General features: G+C 56.1%; 29 protein-coding genes and 1 pseudogene. 10 read left to right on the plus strand and 20 right to left on the minus strand.

Annotated elements, in window-relative coordinates; all coding sequences use genetic code 11:
* The first annotated feature begins 278 nt into the window (after positions 1-278).
* The 4 genes from AAYR33_07245 to AAYR33_07260 all read left to right on the plus strand — a co-directional run bounded on the left by AAYR33_07245 (position 279) and on the right by AAYR33_07260 (position 3938).
* On the plus strand, positions 279-2048 hold the full coding sequence (locus tag AAYR33_07245; GenBank protein ID XAO70831.1) for a glycoside hydrolase family 39: 1770 nt from the start codon (positions 279-281) through the stop codon (positions 2046-2048).
* A 164-nt stretch (positions 2049-2212) separates the two neighbouring features.
* On the plus strand, positions 2213-2617 hold the full coding sequence (locus AAYR33_07250; GenBank protein ID XAO70832.1) for a hypothetical protein: 405 nt from the start codon (positions 2213-2215) through the stop codon (positions 2615-2617).
* A 51-nt stretch (positions 2618-2668) separates the two neighbouring features.
* The gene (locus tag AAYR33_07255) at positions 2669-2983 is read left to right on the plus strand and encodes a hypothetical protein (protein XAO70833.1); all 315 of its coding nucleotides are present in this window, start codon (positions 2669-2671) and stop codon (positions 2981-2983) included.
* Complete coding sequence (locus AAYR33_07260) at positions 2922-3938, plus strand: hypothetical protein (GenBank protein XAO70834.1); 1017 nt, start codon at positions 2922-2924, stop codon at positions 3936-3938. The genes AAYR33_07255 and AAYR33_07260 overlap by 62 nt, the downstream gene beginning before the upstream one ends.
* Before the next feature lie 336 nt (positions 3939-4274).
* Here AAYR33_07260 and AAYR33_07265 read toward each other — a convergent pair whose 3' ends face one another.
* Genes AAYR33_07265 through hpnH form a run of 3 tightly spaced genes read right to left on the minus strand, consistent with a single transcriptional unit; the run spans position 4275 to position 6960 of the window.
* Complete coding sequence (locus tag AAYR33_07265) at positions 4275-5567, minus strand: hemolysin family protein (GenBank protein XAO70835.1); 1293 nt, start codon at positions 5565-5567, stop codon at positions 4275-4277.
* The gene (locus tag AAYR33_07270; GenBank protein XAO70836.1) at positions 5564-5749 is read right to left on the minus strand and encodes a hypothetical protein; all 186 of its coding nucleotides are present in this window, start codon (positions 5747-5749) and stop codon (positions 5564-5566) included. Before AAYR33_07270 ends, AAYR33_07265 begins: the two co-directional genes overlap by 4 nt.
* Positions 5750-5769: 20 nt before the next feature.
* On the minus strand, positions 5770-6960 hold the full coding sequence (gene hpnH, locus AAYR33_07275) for an adenosyl-hopene transferase HpnH (protein XAO70837.1): 1191 nt from the start codon (positions 6958-6960) through the stop codon (positions 5770-5772).
* A gap of 488 nt (positions 6961-7448) precedes the next feature.
* Between hpnH and AAYR33_07280 the strand changes: the two genes are divergently transcribed.
* From AAYR33_07280 to hpnK, 4 genes and pseudogenes are all read left to right on the plus strand, one after another.
* Positions 7449-8195: an ABC transporter substrate-binding protein gene (locus tag AAYR33_07280; GenBank protein ID XAO70838.1), complete on the plus strand. Its 747-nt coding sequence runs from the start codon at positions 7449-7451 to the stop codon at positions 8193-8195.
* Between the two features lie 80 nt (positions 8196-8275).
* Positions 8276-9448: a bacteriohopanetetrol glucosamine biosynthesis glycosyltransferase HpnI gene (gene hpnI / locus AAYR33_07285; GenBank protein ID XAO70839.1), complete on the plus strand. Its 1173-nt coding sequence runs from the start codon at positions 8276-8278 to the stop codon at positions 9446-9448.
* A gap of 124 nt (positions 9449-9572) precedes the next feature.
* A pseudogene (gene hpnJ / locus AAYR33_07290) lies at positions 9573-10999 on the plus strand (hopanoid biosynthesis associated radical SAM protein HpnJ).
* A 6-nt stretch (positions 11000-11005) separates the two neighbouring features.
* Complete coding sequence (gene hpnK / locus AAYR33_07295; protein XAO70840.1) at positions 11006-11890, plus strand: hopanoid biosynthesis-associated protein HpnK; 885 nt, start codon at positions 11006-11008, stop codon at positions 11888-11890.
* Positions 11891-11955: 65 nt separating this feature from the next.
* Here the strand turns inward: hpnK and trxA are convergent, their stop codons facing one another.
* Positions 11956-12282, minus strand: coding sequence for a thioredoxin TrxA (gene trxA / locus AAYR33_07300; protein XAO72429.1), 327 nt, complete (start codon positions 12280-12282; stop codon positions 11956-11958).
* Positions 12283-12667: 385 nt separating this feature from the next.
* Here trxA and AAYR33_07305 point away from each other — a divergent pair, with 385 nt between their 5' ends.
* Entirely contained in the window at positions 12668-12907 is a 240-nt protein-coding gene (locus AAYR33_07305) for a hypothetical protein (protein XAO70841.1), read from the plus strand.
* 40 nt (positions 12908-12947) lie between these two features.
* On the opposite strand, the gene AAYR33_07310 is transcribed toward AAYR33_07305, so the two are convergent.
* From AAYR33_07310 to tsaE, 16 genes are all read right to left on the minus strand, one after another.
* Positions 12948-13091: a hypothetical protein gene (locus tag AAYR33_07310; protein ID XAO70842.1), complete on the minus strand. Its 144-nt coding sequence runs from the start codon at positions 13089-13091 to the stop codon at positions 12948-12950.
* Between the two features lie 252 nt (positions 13092-13343).
* Complete coding sequence (locus AAYR33_07315) at positions 13344-13661, minus strand: hypothetical protein (protein ID XAO70843.1); 318 nt, start codon at positions 13659-13661, stop codon at positions 13344-13346.
* Positions 13662-13668: 7 nt separating this feature from the next.
* Positions 13669-14199, minus strand: coding sequence for a hypothetical protein (locus tag AAYR33_07320; GenBank protein ID XAO70844.1), 531 nt, complete (start codon positions 14197-14199; stop codon positions 13669-13671).
* Positions 14196-15797, minus strand: a complete 1602-nt coding sequence (locus AAYR33_07325; protein XAO70845.1) for a UvrD-helicase domain-containing protein — start codon at positions 15795-15797, stop codon at positions 14196-14198. Before AAYR33_07325 ends, AAYR33_07320 begins: the two co-directional genes overlap by 4 nt.
* Entirely contained in the window at positions 15758-16141 is a 384-nt protein-coding gene (locus AAYR33_07330; GenBank protein XAO70846.1) for a UvrD-helicase domain-containing protein, read from the minus strand. Before AAYR33_07330 ends, AAYR33_07325 begins: the two co-directional genes overlap by 40 nt.
* Positions 16134-16436, minus strand: a complete 303-nt coding sequence (locus AAYR33_07335; protein XAO70847.1) for a hypothetical protein — start codon at positions 16434-16436, stop codon at positions 16134-16136. Before AAYR33_07335 ends, AAYR33_07330 begins: the two co-directional genes overlap by 8 nt.
* Positions 16433-16603: a PD-(D/E)XK nuclease family protein gene (locus AAYR33_07340; protein ID XAO70848.1), complete on the minus strand. Its 171-nt coding sequence runs from the start codon at positions 16601-16603 to the stop codon at positions 16433-16435. Before AAYR33_07340 ends, AAYR33_07335 begins: the two co-directional genes overlap by 4 nt.
* Positions 16567-16965: a PD-(D/E)XK nuclease family protein gene (locus AAYR33_07345; protein ID XAO70849.1), complete on the minus strand. Its 399-nt coding sequence runs from the start codon at positions 16963-16965 to the stop codon at positions 16567-16569. Before AAYR33_07345 ends, AAYR33_07340 begins: the two co-directional genes overlap by 37 nt.
* Positions 16966-17084: 119 nt before the next feature.
* Positions 17085-17213, minus strand: coding sequence for a hypothetical protein (locus AAYR33_07350; GenBank protein XAO70850.1), 129 nt, complete (start codon positions 17211-17213; stop codon positions 17085-17087).
* 50 nt (positions 17214-17263) lie between these two features.
* Complete coding sequence (locus tag AAYR33_07355) at positions 17264-17443, minus strand: hypothetical protein (protein XAO70851.1); 180 nt, start codon at positions 17441-17443, stop codon at positions 17264-17266.
* 38 nt (positions 17444-17481) lie between these two features.
* Entirely contained in the window at positions 17482-17799 is a 318-nt protein-coding gene (locus AAYR33_07360) for a hypothetical protein (GenBank protein XAO70852.1), read from the minus strand.
* Positions 17800-17892: 93 nt separating this feature from the next.
* Positions 17893-18219: a hypothetical protein gene (locus tag AAYR33_07365; protein XAO70853.1), complete on the minus strand. Its 327-nt coding sequence runs from the start codon at positions 18217-18219 to the stop codon at positions 17893-17895.
* The gene (locus tag AAYR33_07370) at positions 18197-18406 is read right to left on the minus strand and encodes a hypothetical protein (GenBank protein ID XAO70854.1); all 210 of its coding nucleotides are present in this window, start codon (positions 18404-18406) and stop codon (positions 18197-18199) included. The genes AAYR33_07365 and AAYR33_07370 overlap by 23 nt, the downstream gene beginning before the upstream one ends.
* Before the next feature lie 23 nt (positions 18407-18429).
* A complete protein-coding gene (locus tag AAYR33_07375) occupies positions 18430-18567 on the minus strand; it encodes a hypothetical protein (protein XAO70855.1) in 138 nt (45 codons plus the stop codon).
* Positions 18542-19009 carry a hypothetical protein gene (locus AAYR33_07380; protein XAO70856.1) on the minus strand — a complete coding sequence of 156 codons (468 nt, stop codon included), beginning with the start codon at positions 19007-19009 and terminating at the stop codon, positions 18542-18544. Before AAYR33_07380 ends, AAYR33_07375 begins: the two co-directional genes overlap by 26 nt.
* The gene (tsaE, locus tag AAYR33_07385; GenBank protein XAO70857.1) at positions 18981-19478 is read right to left on the minus strand and encodes a tRNA (adenosine(37)-N6)-threonylcarbamoyltransferase complex ATPase subunit type 1 TsaE; all 498 of its coding nucleotides are present in this window, start codon (positions 19476-19478) and stop codon (positions 18981-18983) included. The genes AAYR33_07380 and tsaE overlap by 29 nt, the downstream gene beginning before the upstream one ends.
* A 186-nt stretch (positions 19479-19664) precedes the next feature.
* Here tsaE and AAYR33_07390 point away from each other — a divergent pair, with 186 nt between their 5' ends.
* On the plus strand, positions 19665-20687 hold the full coding sequence (locus AAYR33_07390) for an NAD(P)/FAD-dependent oxidoreductase (GenBank protein ID XAO72430.1): 1023 nt from the start codon (positions 19665-19667) through the stop codon (positions 20685-20687).
* Positions 20688-20698: the final 11 nt, after the last annotated feature.

Here is a 20698-nt window from a genome sequence, read left to right on the forward strand (position 1 = left end):
CGATCTTGCAGGACGGTGCACCGCGTCAGGACACGCCTCATAACATCCAGAAAATACCATCCAGGGAATTTTGGCGATGGGGCACCGTCACCTATGAGGACGCTCGCCGTTATCGACAATGACGGTAAGATTATTATCTCTCATTTTTGTGCAGTTACATTTAATAAAAACCTAATCAGACTTAGTTTACCCTATAATCTTCTGAAAATAAGAAAATAAATTGTTGAGTACGAAGTATACATCGGTTACAATTGAAGTAATAAGAAAAATAGTACATCATGCAGCAGATCAGTATCAACGCAAATCAATCTGCGTTCGGTCAAGACAAAAACGGCCAGGTCAAAGATATTAATGGCGTCAATGGCGCGCCGATCTCATTCATGCCGGGATACCCTGATTTACAGGACCAATTTAATCAGCTGAGTATCAGCCACGTGCGTTTGCACGATATTTTCGGGCCAGGCGACATTGAAGACGTCGTCTTCCCCCTGCAACTAAATTCCCAGCTCATGGTCGCCGTCCCGACACTACAAAAAGTACGTGCGGCGGCTTTCGTTGCTGCCATCACGAAGGATCGCGCCATATTCCCTCATGCAAATGCCGGAATGCGGATAGGAAGTCGGTCCTTGGCCAGTTCAACACCCAATTGGGCACCGACCGACTATTATATTCGTAAAACAATGGAGAATATCGAGAGTCTGAACCCCGGACATATTGAGCGCAATGTGATGTTTCGCATTGGACGCTCAAATGGTGGAGATAGCTCAGTACCTGCAAATTTTGATATCTACGCTGATTTGGTGGGTCAGGCGGCAGAGCGATACTCTGCGAATATTTCCTTATCTGGTATTCCGCGCAGGATTGCCTATTGGGAAATCTGGAATGAGCCCGATCTACTGATTTTCTGGAAGGGTGGCTCAACCGCATTTTACGAAATGTACGAGAAAATCGTGAGGAAGATCAAATCGATCGATCCGGATGCGAAAGTCGGTGGGCCCGGCGTTGCCGATGGTGAAAACGGCACGGGCGCTTACACGCAGGGCCTCGTCGCCTATTGTCAGAAAAAAAAGGTGCCGCTCGATTTCCTATCCTGGCATTATTATGCTCATATGACGACAGATCCAGGGAAGTTTGCGACCTGCGCAAAGGTTCAGCGTGATGTCCTCAATAAACACGGATTCAAATCCGCGGAGAGCATATGCTCCGAATGGAACATTACACCCTTCGCATCCGTCGCGAACGCCACGACGGTCCAGACACCACAGAACGCGGCTTTCATCGCTGCCAGTTTCATCACCATGAATCGCTGCAGCGTCGATAAAGCCTATTATTATCGTGGAGATGCCGGTTTTCTCGGCCTTTTCAATAATGAGCCCAATTATCTCGACCCTAAATATCGAGGTTTCAGCACTGCTGCGGCTCAGGCTTTCGGTTTATACAGGGAGATGTTCGGCACGCTGAACTTCCTCGTCACGCCGGATTATTCGAGTAACAATTTTTACGTTTTGTCAGGACGTGGCACAAATGCGGTCAACGTGCTTGTCGCGCACTTCCAGAAGGATGTTTCGCTCGCGGCGGCAGCTTCCCCGCCGCCCGGAAAAAAATATTTCAAGCAATATTACGTTGATTCCGGGCGTGATCTTAATGAGATCACAGATGATTGGAGCCGTGAGCACTGGTTTGGCGGGTCCAAACCCAGCATCTCACGCCAAACGCATTACGAGCCGTCATCGACCGCCGCGCACACGGACGCGCCGAAAACCGTTAAGGATGGCGAGGATTTGGGTGCTTCACAACCCGCTCCGGACTCAGCCCCTGCCCCAGCCGTGATGGCCGTTAATGATGGTATCGTGCTGAATGTCAGTGGTTTACCGACCTCAACACCCAGGCTTGAAGTCCGTCGAATCGTACAAGGTGGTGACCTTGACGCGGCGCTCCCGCCGGTGAATAATGGAGGCGTAAATTCGCAATATAATTGCAGTAATATAACAATATATGATCCATTAGATGTTCAATATAAAGTAACTTATTATTCCATTATTTGGTAGTTATTGTTTAAATCTATATTTAAACATGATGACTCGACCGCCTAATATCGTCGCGGGCCGCTCTCACCTTGCTGATGTTCAACACGAGGACGAACCGCGCGGGTTGGGCCATCACGACATTGTCGGAAACATGACAAAAAAAAGAAAAATAAAGGATCTCCAACATGTTCAGAATTCAAATTGACCCTAAAACACCCCTTTCCAGCGGAAATACATCCGCGCAGATCAAGCAGATCAATGGCATGAATGGTTCACCCATCTCCGTCATGCCGGGTTTTCCTGATCTTCAGGATCAATTCAGACAATTGGGATTCATTCACATTCGGATACACGATATTTACGGCGTCTGTGACATTGAGCCATACTTCGATGCCAATCGAGCCGCGAATACAAACCAGCTTCTCCCCAACGTGCTGCAGGATCAACAGGACCGCGCAAAAAATTTCATTGCTGATTTCAGCAATGCGCGCGTCATTTTTCCGAATGCCGTGAAAGGCATGAAGAAGCTCAGTGTCAGTCTTGCGAAGAAAGATGCGAATTACGCGCCCACTGATTATTACCTCAAGTAAACCATCGATAACATTGATGCCGCGGCCGGCAGCGCCTCAGGCGGCGAAATCATGTTCCGCATCGGGCGCTCAAACGATGGTGGGTGGGAATTACCATCCAACTTCAAAATCTATGCCGAGCTCGTCGGTGAACTTGTCAAACGTTATTCCAGTGATCTCTCAAAATCGGGTCTTTCCCGAAAGGTCAAATATTGGGAAATCTGGAATGAGCCCGACCTTCCCTTCTTCTGGAATATTGACGATGTGTCGCGATATTACGAATTTTACGCGGCGGTCGCCCGGAAGATCAAATCGATTAACGCCGATGTTAAAATCGGGGGGCGCGGGGGCTGCGTTCGAGCTGAATATCGGGGGCGCATTCCTTGACGGGCTCCTTGCTTATTGCCGCGCGAATAATGTCCCGATCGATTTTCTCTCATGGCATTTTTACCCAAGCGAGACAGCCGATCCGCAAAATATCCTAGACGCGGCTGACGGTGTAGCCGCCGCACTTGACGCTTACGGTTTCAGCAATGTGGAAAGTATCTGCTCAGAGTGGAATGTCAGCCCGTACGCATCCCACCTGATGTACAGCAAAGTGCAGAGCGCTCAAAACGCCGCTTTCGTCGCCTCCACTTTGATGGGCATGAATAAGTGCCGGATCGACCATGCCCATTATTATCGCGGTGACGGCGGTGCCTTCGGGTTATTTAACGATGCGTTCAACCCCGCAATCCCGGACGCGAAGGCGTTCTGCTCCTATGTCGCGCAAACTTTCAAATTATATAATGAAATGTTTGATACGCCGCAGCTTCTCTCAACGTCGGATGCGGGTCGCACCGGTATCAGCATTCTCGCGGATTCGTCCAGCGGCAAAATCAACATCCTTGTCGCAAATTACCGCGTCGACAAGTCGCTGCCACAAATGTATACGCCCCCAGTCGGCGATATTTATTATAATCAGCATTATGTCGATTCCGGTCGAAGCCTCGCTGAGATTTCCGACGACTGGTCACGGAAGCATTGGTTTGAGGGCCAGGATCCGACCACCCTGCATAATAATAACGAGGTGCCCCAGCAGGCCTGGGCGCCCACATTGCCATCCTCGTCACCCTATCCCATCCGGACCCGCGATTACGCACAAAGCGCTGGCGGCGTGCATCTAGTGATCAACAATCTGGCCGGGCGCGTCGATTCGATAAAAGCGCATCGCCTCTATGAAGGCGGCGATCTGAGTGGGGTTATGCCGCCAGATGTTTCACATGAGCTGGCCTATTGGTACGACGGCAATGACTATATCATTGAGGACGGAAATGCGAAGGAAAGCACGGTGACGCTCTAAAAGCACGGTGACGCTCTATACGATCACTTTGAGGGACTGGCATCGCTTCCCCACTTTGTCGCCTATTCAACTAAGAGATAATTGTCGGAGAATGGATTGAGGGCGTCACGGTCAAACGTGCCACATTCAGTCGCGCATCACTTCGAGATACTGAGTGTGGGCGCCGGGGAGAGGGGTGGAATGGGGCGCGAGGCGTCACATCACCCCGCCTTCACCGGCCCGAGTGGGAGTCGGGCCTGCCGCTACCACCGCGCTTATATAAGAATGCCATGCAAGGCCAATTCACGCAGGAGGCCGGCGCATGGATGCTGGCAAAGTCCCCCGGCCGCACCATCTTCAATTTTCGGCAAGCACCTGACGGCTGGCGCGTGCTTCAATAACGCGCCTCTTATCCATTTTTGTGACCTCAAACATCCATCGCCCGAAAATGATCTTATCCCCCTGCGAAGGCACCCGCCGCAAGAGGGTCAGGATCAGCCCCCCAAGCGTGTGGTAACTTCCCTGGGCGGGGAGTTCGGGCAGATCCAGAAGAGACCGCACCTCATCTGCCGGCATGAAGCCGTCCAGCACATATTCCCCGGACAAAGCGGATTTCTCATTCTTCGTCTTATTCTGTTCCAGATGCTCATCACCAACAATGGCTTTAAAAATGTCGGACGGCGTCACAACACCTTCAAACGAGCCATATTCATCAAGGACAAAAGCAATCCCAGAGCTATTCTGACGCATGAGTTCGATCATGTCCTGCGCGCTGAGACTGTCCGGGACAACAACCGGCGTTTTCAGCGCCGCTTCAATGGAAAGCGGCAAGCCTTGAAGCAGGCGATCCATCAGATCTTTCGCCAATACGATGCCGACGGGATGGTCGACATCGCCATCACACACGACAATACGCGTGAATTTCGAGTCACGTAATTTGACGATCAATGCTTCACGGCTGGAATGGCGATCCACCCAGAATAACTCACTTCGCGGTGTCATAATGGCCCGGACAGGCCGATCCGCGAGGCGCAAAAGCCGCTCAATCATCACGCGCTCTTCAGCCTCCAGCACGCCGGCGCGCGCGCCTTCAACGAGGACGGCACGTAATTCCTCCTCTGTCAGGGAGGTACGTTCCGCCCCGCGCGTCCCGAGAAGACGAATGATAAGCGATGATGCGGCGCTCAACGTCTTGACGATTGGCCGCATGATGGCCGATGTCACGGACAGGATGGTGGAGAGGCGTGCGGCGTAACGCTCAGGGTGGTAGAGTGCGAGCTGCTTAGGGACCAACTCCCCAAAAATCAGCATCCCCAAAGTGATGATGAGCACGACAATGAAAATCGAGATATCATTGGCGTAATTTTTCAGGTTCTCGACACGCGCGATTTCCCGGGCGAGATGGTGCTCAATCTCACTCCCACCAAAAGCACCTTCAAGAATGGAGACGACCGTCATGCCCACCTGGACGGTCGGCAGAAAAGATTGCGGGTCATCCGCCAGTTGCAAGGCGCGGACCGCACCGCGCACTTTGGACTTCGCCATTTCAGCGAGGCGCAACCGTTTGGAGGAGACGAGCGCCATCTCCCCCATCGCGAAAATCGCATTGATGAGGATAAGGAGGCAGATAATCAGGATAGGCGTCGTCATGATGACAGGTGATGCCCCCAATGACGCAACGGGCTGACTTCCGCCCGGCCACCAATATCAGTCAAGCTTGCTGAGGTCGGGACATGCCGCCCATCACCCTGATGCAGCCCGCCCCGCTCGGATGGGGATAATCCACATCCGTTCAGGCCCTGACCGCTTTTGACAAATCGGATCGGCTGCATCACGCGGTTCCGCGTTGCTTTCAGGCAGTTGCCGCTGATTTTTCTTCAGCCGGTGCCGTCTCAGCACGATGGAAGCGGATGCGCGGTGCACGTGCGGGCTCCTGCGCCTCAATATTCTGGACCTGCGCGTGGACCTGCTCCTCATACCGATATTCGGCCGGGCGCTGGTTTTTGAGGGAAATCTCCGGCGCCATGGGCTTCTCAATTTCAGGTCCTAAAAGCGCGACCTTCATGATGTGCCAGGGGCGCCGAACCGCATCCATGACAGCGGTCGACTCGTAACCGGAATGCACCATGCAATCCGCACATTTTTCATAAGCGCCCGTGCCGTATCTTTCCCAGGCTGTGTCATCCATCAGTTCCTGGTAGGTTTTGGCATAGCCTTCACCCAGTAGATAGCAGGGACGCTGCCATCCAAACACTGTCCGCAGGGGCTTGCCCCAGGGCGTGCAATGATACGTCTCATTACCGGCCAGGAAGTTGAGGAAGAGAGGCGATTGCGTGAAACGCCATTTCTTACCCTTATCAAGACGGAAGATATCCCGGAAAAGCTGTTTGGTTTTCTGCCGATTCAGAAAATGCTCCTGATCGGGCGCACGCTCATAGGCGTAACCAGGGGTCGTCATGATGCCATCCACACCCATGGCCATAACTTCATCAAAGAAGCTGGCCACACGCTTCGGGTCCGCGCCATCAAACAGCGTGCAATTGATCGATACGCGGAAGCCACGTGCCTTCGCGTTGCGAATAGCGGCCACAGCGCGCTCATAGACGCCATCCTGACAGACGGAGGCATCATGCATGTTGGCGTCGCCATCAAGATGCACATCGAAGGAAAAGAAAGGTGACGGCGTATAATCGTCGAGCTTTTTCTCAAGCAGAAGCGCATTGGTGCACAGATAAACGTATTTTTTGCGGCCGATCAGTCCTTTGACGATCTGCGGCATTTCCTTGTGCAGAAGGGGTTCACCGCCCGCAATCGCGATGACAGGTGCATCGGCCTCCGCATCGGCATCAAGACATTCCTGCACGCTCATGCGCTGATTCAGGATCTGTGCCGGGTAATCGATCTTGCCGCACCCTGAACAGGCCAGATTGCACCGAAATAGCGGTTCCAGCATCAGAACGAGCGGGTAGCGCTTACGCCCCAGCAAATGCTGCTTCACAATATAATGCCCGACTCGGATAGCTTGCATTATCGGAACGGCCATGAAACTTTCTACTCCTGCATTGCGACTCTGCATCTCCGCTGTCAGGTTTCGCCGCGTCACCCCGGTGCTCTTAAATAATGTCTCGCCTGCAACATGTGCCGTCACTTTTGATGCCGCGTCTTGTCCCGCCGGGATGGCGGGCCGTTGCTGCTGGCATTTAACCCTGTACTATATAACGTGGTCCACCCGTCCCTCAACGTCCCCTTTTTCGGTCGGTTGCGATTGTGGTTTTAGGGTGACAGTTGCATGTCGCGATCTTGATGGCGATAGTCTCGGCATGATGACCGGGATTGTAAAGCAGTTTCTGCTTTCTCATGTTACGCCTGAGTTTGATAATGATTGATTGCAGTTTCGACCCCGACGCGTTACGCATGCGCGATCAGGGACATGGCCCGCCATACCGGCAGGGACGTCCTGTAACAATTTTTGGCCAGTCCCCGCCACAGGTGAGAATTTGGGCCGATGGCGTGCTAAGTAGAGGACACGACATGCTGGAATATGCGCTTTTCCCATCTTCCCTTGTCCGGCAGAGGACGGTGCGAAATCTGAGCACGGCAAACGGTAAAGACGTTCGTTCCGGCGTGTCGGCGTACGTGCGGGTCCGTCATTTCCTCCTGAGCGCCGCCGCCATCATGGCGGTATCAACGAGCCTGAACGTCGCAAAGGCGCAAACGCCGACCCGTTCGGAAGTTACCGCGCCCAACGCAGTCGCCCAACCTGTTGAAGCCCTTTATGCAGGCCTGCGCAAGCTGGAGGCAAATGCTGAATTAAGCGCCGCGCAGCGTGTCAAAATCATGACCCCCGTCATTGATGCGGCTTTTGATCTCCCCACAATCCTGCGGAATTCTGTCGGGATGCGCTTCGCCAATCTCAGCGCGCAGGATCAGCATAGTCTTCTCGACTCGTTCCGACGCTTCACTGTCGCGCGCTATGTGTCGAGCTTCGGTAAGGGTAAGAAAATAAATTTCTCCATTAAGCCGCAAAGTGCTGCGACGTCTTACGAAGATGGCAAAATCATCCGTTCAACGATTGCCGGTCCTGATAACAGGACGGAAATTGATTACGTCGTGCAGAATCTTCCCCATGGATATCGCATCACGGATGTGCTTCTCAACGGGCATATCAGTCAGGTCGCGGCGCAGAGAGCAGATTTTTCAGCGGGTCTTGCAAGCGGCGGCACAGAAGGGTTGAAAACTCTTCTTGACCGTAAGACTGAGACTTTTCTCGGAAACTGAGCTGTCATTTCACGATTCTTTCCAATGATGTTCCCTTCCGACAAAAACACCGGGCTGCGTGAGCACAGGGCTCAACGTAAATGGTCATGATATTGCAAAGCCTCGCCTGGGCGTGCGCGGCCATATCGGGCGTGGGCACGCTTCAGGCCACGATGGGCGCCGTATTGACGCGCCGCTTTATAGTCGGGAGCCGCAATCTGGCCGGGGCCGAGATCCCGATGGCGGACTTGCCCGGGGTGACGATTCTCAAGCCGTTATATGGTGATGAACCCATGTTGGAAACGGCCCTGGCGTCATTCTGCATGCAGGATTACCCGCGTTACCAGATTGTGTTTGGTGTGCACGGGCATGATGACAGCGCCATTTCCATCGTACGGAGGCTTCAGGTGCGGTTTCCGGCCATTGAGATCGATCTTGTGATCAATCCCGCCGCCCATGGAGTCAATCACAAAGTCAGCAACCTGATCAACATGTATCCGGCCGCGCGACACGATGTGATCGTTATGGCCGATTCGGACATTCATACGGGCCGTGATTATCTGCGCGCCCTTGTGCAGCTTCTTCAGGTCAAAGGCACCGGACTCGTCACCACGCTTTATGCCGGTCTGCCCGCTTCACAGACATATGTACGCCGTTTCGGCGCGGCGCAGATCAACCAGTTCTTCATGCCCGGCGTCCTGCTGTCGCGTCAATTGGGGCGCGAGGATTGCCTCGGCGCGACAATGGCCCTGCATCGTGACACGCTGGCGCAGGTCGGCGGACTTGAGGCACTTGTCCGGCATGTCGCCGATGACGCCGTGTTAGGTCATAAGGTGCAGGATGTGGGCCTGCATGTTGCCCTTGCCCCCTGCCTGACGGAAACGACCGTCGCGGAGGCAGATTGGGCCGCGCTTTTCCATCATGAACTGCGCTGGGGCCGGACCATTAAAAACCTTGAACCGTTGGGTTATGCTCTCTCTTCAACGCAGTTGTCCCTTTTCTGGGCGATGCTGTGCGTCGTTACGAGCGGCCTGGCAGGGGACGCGATCTTATTCCTCCTTGCAAGCTGGCTGATCCGGGCGCTGGCCGCCCACGCCATTAACCGTGCCCTGGGCCGACCTGACTGGCGCCTGAGCGCCACCTTACCATTACGGGACTGGTTTTCAGCGCTGATCATGCTATGTAGCCTCCGCTGCAGACGTGTGGCCTGGCGCGGGAAGCACCTGCACATACGCCGTCATGTTCGTGCAACATCAGCGCGGCCAAAAGGCTGATCGCGGGTAAAGAGACTTGTCTCGGACGCCCTGCATGCTTAGATGAACGGTTCTAGACGGTTTTCTGGCGGGTCCGCTTAAAACTTCCACCGCAACTTTGTGACTTTGAGAGGTCGGCTGTCCCATGATGCGCACGCTTTTTCTTCAACCACCATCATTTGACGGGTTTGACGGAGGTGCTGGCTCCCGCTACCAGGCGAAAAGGGAGATCCGTTCCTTCTGGTTCCCGACATGGCTGGCGCAACCCACGGCGATGGTTGAAAATTCGCGCCTCATTGATGCGCCGCCCGCGCGCATGGGTATCGAGCCCATTCTTGAAGATGTGAAAAATCGCGACCTTGTTGTGATGCACACCTTGACGCCGTCTTTTACATCCGACGTACGGGTTGCGCAGATGCTCAAGGACGTCAATCCTAATCTTAAATCGGCATGGTCGGGGCGAAAGTCGCTGTCCAGCCGGATGAGAGCATGGCCAAAGGCACGCCGATCGATTTCGTGGCGCGCAACGAATTTGATTTTACGATCAAGGAAATCGCGGAAGGGCGTGATTTCAAGGATGTGGATGGCATCACCTGACGCGATAAAAACGGTGTCATCACCGCAAATCGTGATCGCGCCATGATTGAGGACATGGACAGCCTGCCCTTCGTGACGGAGGTCTATAAGCGTGACCTTCGTATAGAAGATTACTTCATCGGTTACCTCATGCGCCCCTATATCTCGATTTATACGGGGCGCGGCTGCAAATCACGCTGCACATTCTGCCTCTGGCCGCAAACGGTGGGCGGGCATCGTTACCGCACGCGCAGCCCGGAGCATGTGGCGGCGGAGATCCGCCTGGCCAAACAATATTTCCCGCAGGTTCGGGAATTCATGTTCGATGATGACACGTTTACGGATAACCTGCTGCGGGCGGAAGCCATCGCGCGGGAGATGGGCAAACTCGGCGTCACATGGTCCTGCAATGCCAAGACCAATGCCCCTTATGAGACGCTAAAAGTCATGAAGGAGAACGGTCTGCGCCTTCTCCTCGTCGGGTATGAAAGCGGCAATCAGCAGATCCTGCACAATATCAAGAAGGGTATGCGCGTCGAAACCGCCCGTGAGTTTACGAAAAACTGCCATAAACTGGGCATCAAAGTGCATGGCACGTTTATTGTCGGCCTGCCTGGAGAAACAAAAAAGACCATCCGCGAGACGATCAACTTCGCCAAGGATATTAATCCGCACACGTTGCAAGTGTCCCTCATCGCACCTTATCCGGGCACGTTCCTGCATAAGCAGGCGACGGAAATTGGCTGGTTCAATGAGTCCGAGGCTGAGCTCATTGATGAAAACGGTGTTCAGATCGCGGCGCTGGAATATCCGCATCTTTTCCACACAGAGATCTTCAACTCTGTTGAGGAATTTTATCGGAAATTCTATTTCCGCGCGCCGAAAATCGCCTCAATCGTCAATGAAATGGTGCGCAGCCCGCAAATGATGAAGCGTCGCCTGCGGGAAGGTCTGGAATTCTTCCAGTTTCTGCGGGACCGTAACCGGGCGGCGTAACGCTTTATGCGTAAACTCATTGTCTCAGCTGATGATTTCGGGCTGAGCGAGGAGGTCAATGAGGCGGTTGAACGTGCCCATCGGGAGGGCCTGCTTTCAACCGCCAGCCTGATGGTCGCGGGGCCTGCCGCGTCTGATGCCATCAAACGGGCGCGCCGCCTTCCTGACTTGCTGGTCGGGTTACATTGCGTCCTGGTGGAAGGCAATGCGCTAAGCCCCTTTCAAGATGTCTCCCATATTGCGGAAGAGACGGGGGAAGGACGCGCCGCATTTCATGGTCGGCAGGCGGCCCTCGGTATGCGCTATTTTTTTCATCCCGCAGCAAGGCGGGAATTGCGTCGGGAAATCCGCGCCCAGTTTCGGACTTTTACCGCGTCCGGCTTACGGTTGGACCATGCCAATGCGCATAAACACATGCACCTCCACCCCACAATTGGCCGGTTGATGATTCGGATCGGGGCGGAATACGGGTTGCGCCACATTCGCTTACCGATTGAGCCCGCTTCCCCCATTGATGCTGTCACCCCGCATCAGGATGGCTTTGGCGCAAAAGCCATGCGTCAATGGTGTCGTATCTTGCGCTGGCAGATCCACCGCGCAGGCATGACAACGAATGACTGGTGCTTCGGGCTTGCCTGGAGCGGCGCCATGACGCCATCGCGCGTGGCGGCGCTCATGCCATATCTCCCGCCGGGACTTTCCGAAATTTACTTCCATCCCGCAACGGGCAGAAACATGCTGATTTCCTCAATCATGCCGGATTACCAGCATGAGGCAGAGCTTGATGCCCTGCTTACCCCCGCATTTCGTGACGCTGTCCGGGCCAATCGGATCAATCTGGCGACATGGAGCGGTCACGCCGCCATCCAGCAGGCCATGATGCGCGCTTGACAACGGCAGACGGCACAAAAACAAATCCTGCGTCGTCACCGTCTGTCATTATTCAGGAAGCAGGTTCAGAGGAGTGAATCGACCCAGGCTTTGAGTTGGCTCTTGGGAAGCGCACCAGTCTTTTGACCGACAACTTCACCTTTATTGAAGAGGATCAAAGTCGGGATGCTGCGCACGCCGAAACGTGTCGGGGCCTCCGGATTATCATCGATATTGAGCTTGGCGACGGTGAGTTTCCCACCATATTCCGAGGCGATTTCTTCCAGGGCCGGGGCGATCATTTTGCATGGTCCGCACCATTCAGCCCAAAAATCCACGAGAACCGGCCCTTCCGCCTTTAACACGTCAGATTCAAATTTTTTATCGTCAACAGGTCGGGTATAGGCACTCATGACGGCATCTCCAAAAGTTACTTCCAAAAGAATATCAATGCCTCGACTATGGGTAATCCGGCAACGGAGTTCAAGCCCGCGCAGGGTCAGGGCCCCATTCACCATGGAGTGTAACGCCCCAGATCGCGGCATTATGCATTGAAGATGATCGAAATCACATCACCTTTCGCATCTCAATGGGTCTCTAAAAATGGTCAGGTTTGTTCAACATTGACCCGCCTCATCGCCTCTCCAACCGTTATGGTGGGCGAGATATTGGACATTTACATGTAAAACTCTTATGACATTCTTAGCTTCTCCTAAATACGGGCCTCACGCCTGTAAATCTCCTGTCTCAAAACAGACAGGCGCTTGAGATGAGTGACTAGCGATATTATGCTCCGGGATGACGGCTTTGCGCGACTGGTTTCCGATTGAACGATTCATTATGTGGCTGCCCGAAAGCACCAAGGGTCGGGCTGTCATGCTCCTCCTCTTTTTCCCGATTTTTTCGCTCATCCCAATTATTCTGACCTATAGTCTCGGCGTGATGATGATTGTCGTCCTGGGCAATTTCCTCATCATCCCGGCACTTTTATGGTGGGCCGTCAAAACGACCAGCCGTCGCCCCCTTTCCCACCTTTAGGTCTTTCCTCAAACGGGGTAAAGGTGGTAGGGATCGTCACTCAAAAATGAAGCATTTCAGGCTGTAAAATCGTCACGCGCGCCCCTTCCGTCCAGACGAGGGAGGCCACGATTTCCTTAGGTCTGTAAATCTGCCGTAAAATCGCCGCATAGGCGACCATTTGCCGACGATAGGTTTCGGGCACAGCATCAAGACGCTGCGGGGCCTCTGATTGGTCTTGAAATCACAGATATAAAGTCGCCCTTTTGTAAAAGCGTAGCGATCCACCTGCCCAACAATCACACTCTCCCCGACAAGCCCTGCAATCGTTTGCTCCGCCCTTGAATGCGGTCCGAAAAGGGGTTTCAACTTCGGGTGGTCAATGACACTCAGCACGTCATCCGCGAGACGCGATCTTGTTGCCTCATCGAGGCCGAAACCGTCTGACCCAACCATCTCAGGGCGCGTGCCTCTCCGCCTCCGGTAAATCCGGCAGAAACTGCAATAAACGGTGCATAATGAGTCCACGGCGCAGCGCCTGCGCGTGCGGCCCCGGCGATGTCATGTCCAGAGGCGAGCGTGAAGGCGGGGTCGGGCCAAAAACATTTCCCTCAGGTCGGCTCGGTGCCAGAGGGCGCACAATGCGCGGTTCATTCCCCGGTGGCTGGGGCCGCCATAAGGGGGTCTGCCCGAAAATGGCGGGCAAAGGCGTCGGATCGGCATTTTCTTCCGACTTTTCGCCCACCGCGCTGCTCTCACCGGATGCGCTGGCCATGTCGACGTCAATTTTCGGCGGCGGCAGAATTTCGTGAATGAGGGTCTGCCCCGCCCAACCTTGCGCGAAATCTTCCTCTCGCGTTGGTAATTGCGCAAATCCCTCGGCGCAGAGACCGTACAGTCATCGGCCTCATGGCCTTTTTTGCCCGGCTCCCATCCGCAATGACAAGCCAGTCCTTTGCCCGTGTCAGCGCAACGTAAAGCAGGAGATGGCTCTCCTCCCGCATGGCTTTGACGCGCTCCTCCTTTGCCGCGGCAATGGCGGGGGCATAGCTGGCACCGCTTACCGTCATGAAAGACACATCGACCGCACCATCTTTTACGGTGATATAGCTCTCCTGCCCCCGCCCGGCCGCCAATGCCATAAGCGACTCATCGGAGAGATCACCCAGCGGCGAAGTCAGCACGGTGGCGAGTTTCAGATCGTCCTGCGGCAGAAGGAGCACCTCCGCAAGGACAATCATATCCTGCACGGCAAGCTGGTCGGTCAAACTGGCACGGATAAGGGTCGCCACGTCAATATTGGCAGACTTCAAAGCGCGGACCAGCGTCCAAAGGAAGGGTGACCGACGCCGCACGAGGATGAGCACATTCCCGGGCGTAAGTGGCGGCTGACCGGGGCGGGCGCCTGGCCGAGATGTTCCCGCAGCCACATGGCAACGGCACCCGCCATACGTTGCGCGGTCAGGCGGGACGGATTGGCGCGCATGGCTGGCTTCCATGGGTCAATCGCCTCATCCTTCTCCGCGCGCAGGAGTTTCGGCCAGATCTCGACACGGCCCCAATTTCCCTGCCGCGCCGGGCGATGGCGGGGTATGCCGGTCTCATCATCCTCCTGAAACGCCGCCATCCCTTCCGCAGCCAGTGGGTTGGCAAAAACCGCATCGACGAGTTGCAGGACCGGCGCGCTGGAGCGGAACGACACGTCAAGGCTGGGCGCACGCCATTTCTGGTTCGCCTGACGCACGCGCGCACTGAAATCGGCGCGCGCATCCAGAAAAGCCCGCGGCTTCGCCCCTTGAAAGCTGAAAATGGATTGCTTGAAGTCACCCACCGCGAAAATCGTGCGCGGTCGCAGCGCGTGGCTTTCCCGCACAGACACGCCGGAGAAGAAATCCTCCGTCAGGACGCGGGCAATATCCCATTGCGCAGGCGACGTGTCCTGAACCTCATCAAGTAGAAGATGGTCAATGCCCCCATCAAGCCTGAAGAGCACCCAGGCCGCGCCGGGGTCCCGCAGGAGGTTCTGGGTCGCGGCGATGAGATCCTCATAATCGACCAGGCCGCGCCGCGCCTTGTCACCATCGAGACGGCGCAACGCGCCGAAAATCAGTGCAAGGCTGGTGATGCTTAAATGATAAACCTCAAGCAGCTGATATTGCCGCAGGGCCGCAATAAATCGCTCAGCTTCGCTTTCAATCGCGGCGATCAGATGCGCATGAGAGTCCTGATATTTTTTGCTGGCATAAGCGACGGGTTTGAGAGGCGTATCCTTCAATGTCAGCAGGAGTTTGCGCCAGGCTTCAACGTCCCGCGCCGCCACCGGTGTTCTCAGCCACAACATCATCGCTTCAAGCCGCGCGCGTGCAGCTGGTGTTCCGAATTCGGCGAGCTGTTTCACAGCGTCACGCAGCCCGGCTTCATCGTGCGGCGTCCGGCAGGCTTTGAGAGTCGCGGATAGATCATCATGTTCAAGCGTCAAAAGACGCCGACAGGTCGTTTCCAGATCTTCCATCGTTGCGGAAAACATGTGCCGGAACCCACGCAGGGACCCGCGCGCGCTATATAATTTTGCGGCGAACTCTTTGACCGAGTCATATTCCCGCTTCTGGCTCAGCGCGGCGAAACGCTCTCCCAAATCTCTGGATGCGGTCTCCAGAATTTCCGTTTCCAGCGCCTGATGAAGGGCGGAGGCGGTATCGGGATCTTCCATCAGCTGAAATTGCGGCGCGATTGCCGCCTCAAGCGGGAAACGTCTTAAAAGGGACTGGCAGAAAGCGTGGATCGTCCCGATCCGCATCCCACCCGGGCAATCCAGCACCTGCGCGAACAAGGCGCGCGCCGCATTGCGCGTCGCCTCTGAACATGGCACGTCTAGCTTGCGCAATTCTTGATCAAGCTTGTCTTCACGCATCGTGACCCACCGCCCCAATACGGATTGAAGGCGCGTTGCCACATCTCCGCGGCGGCGGCTTTCGTATAGGTCAGGCTCTGGATCCGAGCGGGATCGATACCGGGGATGATCAGCATGTGGCCGGTCCTCGGGTCCGGCTCTGCCAATGGCAGCATTAGGCGCAATAACCGGTCGATCAATAATTTGGTTTTACCACTCCCCGCCGAGGCGGATACAAAAACGGAAGCGCGCGGATCAGAAGCGTCGCGCTGAAGCCGCTCCGCCCGCGCGACGGCATCATCCAATGGCGCAGCGTCACTAAGGCGGACGTCAGGCCCATCACAGGCAGCGCTTGGTTCATTCATCCGTCTCCGCGCTGATACGCCACTCCTTGACACGGGCCAGATGGCCGTAATCATCAAAGCGCGGCGCATATTCCGGATAAGGTTGCGCGATATAAGGCATGTCCGGGTCATCATATTGCGCCGCCCAGTCTTCGAGCCGCCGCACGCGATCCTCAGCTTCTTCGGCAATGTCGCCCTCCGACCCACCGGCAATGACGACGATGCGATCTGACGCCGCATTGCCTGAGACGCGCCAATATTCCAACGATGTGAAACCTTGTGCGGTAATGCCGTCAAAGGCACCACGCAGGATCATCGCCGCTTCCAGCCAGAGTGCGAGGCCCAGTCTGAATCCGCATCCTTGCGTTTCGGCGGTTGACCCGTCTTGTAATCAATCACGCAGACCTGCCCCAACCCATCACAATCAATACGATCCGCGCGCGCTTTCAGATCAAACCCGCCCTGCGGCGCGTCCAGACGCAATTTGCCGGCGGCTTCCCCCAGGATTGCGCCGGGCGGAAGTCCCGTCCCGCCTCAAACGCCACAATTTCTGTCGCAATCAGGGTGAAGCGGCCCCGCCACCAGGCCCGCATGGCAGGCCGCATCGGCGATCGCGCCAGTCTCTCATGCAGCAAGCGCGTCAGATGGCCGATATCCCGCTTCTGGCCCTGAAGCCACTCCGCGAGAGCTTCATGCACAATGTCTCCGATATCTGCCCGCCCCGACGGGGCGTCGATAGCATCAAGAGGGCGCAGTTTGAGGATATGTCGCGCATAGATGGCGTAAGGGTCACGCAGCCACGTATCGATTTCCGTGACGCTAAGGCGGCGGAGACGAAGCGGCACGGGTGGGCGCGGCGCAGGTTGCGCGGCGGGCGTCGTCGGCCCCACAGGCTGATCGAATCGAACGCGCCCGCGCCAATATCATGTTCCGACGCAGGCAGGCCGATTTTGAGGCGTATGGGTCAGCTCAACCAAGGGCTCGGCTCAGCAACGCGGGGCCAGATCTGCTCTTCCAGTCCGGCCAGTACGGCGAGGTCAAAACGTTGCAGCCGCGCTTCAATGAGGCCAAGAATATAGACGCGCGGATGCAAAGCGCCCCCTCGCGCCCGCGCAGAATGTGCTGGCCCATCACGGATTGCCCCTACGTGGAAGCCGCCAGAAATGCGGGCAGGGTCGCAAAACCCTGCGCCCCGAGCAGCTCGGTAAATTGCACAAGGCCGGAGAGATGCTCAGCCAAAGCGTGCCCCGCTTCACCGAACCATAAACGATCCGCTCCTTCCGTTTCCGGCGTGCTGGCCAGAGCCTCCGCAACGTTGATCAACCGCGTCAGTAAGGTCGGAAGAGGCCCATCCCCGCATGTCAGAAGCGGATCGAGGATTTTCTCCAGGCGATCAATGAAGTCCTCAGGCGCAACGGGTTGATCAGGTCGATCCGCCAGATCGGCTTCACACCATCGCCCCCATCGCGGCAGCGCAGGCGCAGCCCTTCAAAACCCGGTGGTGGAGCGGGACCGCGGAGGACCATGCGCTCCAACTTGCGGGCACTTGCGCGGCAGGCGCCCTGCGTCATTCCACAGGCTGTAAGCGGGTGTTTCAGAAGCGCCAATAACGGGACGGGCGCGAGGTCCGACGCGACAGCTTCAGCAAGCAGGCGGATGAAAACGGCTGAGGGCGTCAAAGCGAGTACCTCACCCGCACTATCCATCCGCGACAATGCCGAAGCGCAGCAGCTCTACGGAAACACGACGGGCGATCTGGCGATCCGGCGTGATCAGGGCCACACGATGGCCGGGTTTCTCAAGCGCCTCACGCAGGGCAGGATCATGGCAATGGCGCAGGCTTCCTGCTGCGGATCTTCACAATTCAGACTCGATAAACCAGCCAGATCACAGGGTTGCGGGTCACGCATCCATTGCGCCATACCGGCTGCGGGCGTCAGGGCGGCGCGCAACATGGCAACCCGGCCTTCCGGAACTGGGTCAACCCACGGAAAACCCTGTGACCAGAGAGGAAGATCCCCTCTTTCCGCCCCCATCGCGTCCAAAATCGCCTTCAGGCCCGCTTGCGGGCGGCTTTCAGGGAGATCTGCCCAGAGCACGTCCTCCAAACTCCTGATCCAGTCCCGGCAGCACCACGCAACCGCCTGACAGGTTGGCAACCGTCGAGAGAAACATCCCGACGGCGCTTGCAATATCCGTAAATCCGACAGCCCAAATCGGCAGGGTGGGCTGCGCCGCGGCCCAAGCGGCCATCATCACCTTGACGACGTGATTTTGACGCGCCACCGGATTGGTAATACCCCCCTCCGTCAGATATTCCAGCCAGAACGCCGTGACGATTTTGTTTTGAGGAAATCAAGGCAGCGCTGCCAGTGCGCGGCGAATTCGCCATCATCCGCCTCTGGCAATCGCGCGGCGAGGTCAATTTTCCGCGCGCTCTGCATCATTTATGAGATTCGCGAGCGCCTGGGCGAGGCTCCATGCCTGATCCAGCTCCGGACGCACCGCAAACGCATCGCCCGACCGTAAAACCAGTGAAGATAGAGCGGCCAGACGCTGCATTTCGTCACATGCGGGCGGCAGGATCAGAAGCGCATCAAGAGCGAACCTCAATTCCTTGTCGGAGCCTATTGCAGGCACATATTGCGGGCGGAGCGTGAACTCCATAATTTTTTCAAGTTCGGAAAACGGGACGATCCGCGGCAGCAACATGGCCTCGCCATCGCACAGCCGCAGGAAAGCTTCTGAGACCTGCATGGCGGCGCGACGATTAGGGACGATGATGACGCCGTCAGCCTCCCGATGCGCCTCCCCTGCCATGATGCGTTGCCATTGACAGGCAACGACGTCGAAAAAACTGTCAGAAGCCGCGACCGCGACCACACTCATGCCATCCGGAGATCATGATGTCGCGGGGGCCGTTCTCGACGCTTTTCACCGTATCTTTTACGCTATGCGCCTTGTCCGGCTCGGATAAATGAATATGCAGGGCATGGGCCGGCAGATATAGACCGGCTTTTTCCGGCCATTCCACCAGCATGATGGCCCCCTCATCCGCATCCAGCCCGAGTTCCTGCATGGCATCCACCGCGTCAAGGCGCCAGAGGTCATAATGGACGATATCGCCCGATGGCAGATTATAAAGCTGAACCAGCGCGAAAGTGGGGCTCGGCACATCCAGTTTCGCGTCACCCGCCCGGGCGCGGATGAAAGCCCGCGCGAATACCGATTTCCCCACACCCATTTCGCCATGAAGCGCGATGACGTCACCCGACATCGTCACGTGCGCGACTTTTCGTGCGAGGGCTTCTGTTTCTTTCATGCTGGCCACATGGTAGCGCAAGGGTTGTTCTGTCATCCTGCCTACTTAACATGAAAAAGATGATGATGCGCGTGCGTTGTGCTGTGAAACAGCCCGGAACCGCACCCTCACCCCGCATGATGATGAGAGAACGGACTCTCAATGCCTGACGCTTTAAGCCGAGACGATGCGTTCGGTTTCTGATAAGCAACGGCGGGGCGCGATAGATAATAGGTGACAGACATGCCGCAAACACCATTGGAGACTGACGTAGCCATTATCGGGGCCGGGCCGACAGCCCTCTTTGCGGCATTTGAATGCAGCATGTTGCACCTGAAAACACTGCTGATCGATACGTTGGACGAGGTGGGCGGACAATGTGCCGCGCTCTATCCGGAGAAACCGATTTACGACATCCCCGCGCACCCCGCGATCACGGGCGGTGCCTTGGTTGAAGCCCTTGAGACACAGATTGCACCGTTTGATGTGCCGCGCCTTCTGGGGCATCAGGTGACGACACTCAGCGGCTATCGCGGTGCATTCCGCCTTGGCACGGATAAAGGCGCGCAGGTCCATGCCAAAGCGATCATCATCGCCGCCGGCGCGGGCGCTTTCGGCCCGAACCGCCCGCCTCTGGACGCGCTTGGCGATTTTGAGAAGAGCGGCGCTGTGCGTTATTATGTCCGCCGCAAGTCCAATTTCACCGATAAAGATATCGTGATCGCCGGTGGTGGCGATTCGGCGTTGGACTGGGTGGTTGAGCTCTCCGATATCTGCCGGAAAATATATCTCGTCCATCGTCGCGACCGGTTTCGTGGCGCGCCGGAAACGCTGGCGCGGGTCGAGTCCTGCATCGCCTCCGGAAAGGCGGAAAAAATCGTTCCCTATCAGCTCCATGCGCTTCATGGCGTGGATGGGAAACTGGCGGAGGTGGAGGTGATTGACCTTGAGGGGAAAACCCGCCGCCTTGCTGCGACGCATCTTTTACCTTTTTACGGCCTCTCGACAGATCTCGGCCCGATTTTGGGCTGGAATCTCGCTGTGACGCGGAACACGTTGCCCGTCATGCCCGTCACCATGGAGACAAACCAACCCGGCATTTTTGCGATTGGCGATGTCGCCAGTTATCCGGGCAAACTCAAGCTGATTTTACAAGGCTTCAGTGAGGGCGCGATGGCCGCGCACGCCATTTATCCTATTATTTATCCCGAGACGGCGTTGCATTTTGAGTATTCGACCAGTAAAGGCGTGCCTCAACCGGGGTGATGATGCGACAT

Source organism: Acetobacteraceae bacterium (assembly GCA_039613835.1).
GTDB lineage: Bacteria > Pseudomonadota > Alphaproteobacteria > Acetobacterales > Acetobacteraceae > Sorlinia.

What these genes read in the sequence shown, in the direction of transcription:
- AAYR33_07270 (XAO70836.1), bottom strand. Translation starts at nt 5,749, where the DNA reads ATGCAGCCGATCCGATTTGTCAAAAGCGGTCAGGGCCTGAACGGATGT.
- AAYR33_07335 (XAO70847.1), bottom strand. Translation starts at nt 16,436, where the DNA reads ATGATCCTGCGTGGTGCCTTTGACGGCATTACCGCACAAGGTTTCACA.
- AAYR33_07325 (XAO70845.1), bottom strand. Translation starts at nt 15,797, where the DNA reads ATGCGTGAAGACAAGCTTGATCAAGAATTGCGCAAGCTAGACGTGCCA.
- hpnI (XAO70839.1), top strand. Translation starts at nt 8,276, where the DNA reads ATGGTCATGATATTGCAAAGCCTCGCCTGGGCGTGCGCGGCCATATCG.
- tsaE (XAO70857.1), bottom strand. Translation starts at nt 19,478, where the DNA reads ATGACAGAACAACCCTTGCGCTACCATGTGGCCAGCATGAAAGAAACA.
- AAYR33_07330 (XAO70846.1), bottom strand. Translation starts at nt 16,141, where the DNA reads ATGAATGAACCAAGCGCTGCCTGTGATGGGCCTGACGTCCGCCTTAGT.
- AAYR33_07375 (XAO70855.1), bottom strand. Translation starts at nt 18,567, where the DNA reads ATGATGCAGAGCGCGCGGAAAATTGACCTCGCCGCGCGATTGCCAGAG.
- AAYR33_07305 (XAO70841.1), top strand. Translation starts at nt 12,668, where the DNA reads ATGACGGCTTTGCGCGACTGGTTTCCGATTGAACGATTCATTATGTGG.
- AAYR33_07250 (XAO70832.1), top strand. Translation starts at nt 2,213, where the DNA reads ATGTTCAGAATTCAAATTGACCCTAAAACACCCCTTTCCAGCGGAAAT.
- AAYR33_07280 (XAO70838.1), top strand. Translation starts at nt 7,449, where the DNA reads ATGCTGGAATATGCGCTTTTCCCATCTTCCCTTGTCCGGCAGAGGACG.
- AAYR33_07265 (XAO70835.1), bottom strand. Translation starts at nt 5,567, where the DNA reads ATGACGACGCCTATCCTGATTATCTGCCTCCTTATCCTCATCAATGCG.
- hpnK (XAO70840.1), top strand. Translation starts at nt 11,006, where the DNA reads ATGCGTAAACTCATTGTCTCAGCTGATGATTTCGGGCTGAGCGAGGAG.
- AAYR33_07390 (XAO72430.1), top strand. Translation starts at nt 19,665, where the DNA reads ATGCCGCAAACACCATTGGAGACTGACGTAGCCATTATCGGGGCCGGG.
- trxA (XAO72429.1), bottom strand. Translation starts at nt 12,282, where the DNA reads ATGAGTGCCTATACCCGACCTGTTGACGATAAAAAATTTGAATCTGAC.
- AAYR33_07245 (XAO70831.1), top strand. Translation starts at nt 279, where the DNA reads ATGCAGCAGATCAGTATCAACGCAAATCAATCTGCGTTCGGTCAAGAC.
- AAYR33_07255 (XAO70833.1), top strand. Translation starts at nt 2,669, where the DNA reads ATGTTCCGCATCGGGCGCTCAAACGATGGTGGGTGGGAATTACCATCC.
- hpnH (XAO70837.1), bottom strand. Translation starts at nt 6,960, where the DNA reads ATGGCCGTTCCGATAATGCAAGCTATCCGAGTCGGGCATTATATTGTG.
- AAYR33_07380 (XAO70856.1), bottom strand. Translation starts at nt 19,009, where the DNA reads ATGAGTGTGGTCGCGGTCGCGGCTTCTGACAGTTTTTTCGACGTCGTT.
- AAYR33_07260 (XAO70834.1), top strand. Translation starts at nt 2,922, where the DNA reads ATGTTAAAATCGGGGGGCGCGGGGGCTGCGTTCGAGCTGAATATCGGG.
- AAYR33_07315 (XAO70843.1), bottom strand. Translation starts at nt 13,661, where the DNA reads ATGGCCAGCGCATCCGGTGAGAGCAGCGCGGTGGGCGAAAAGTCGGAA.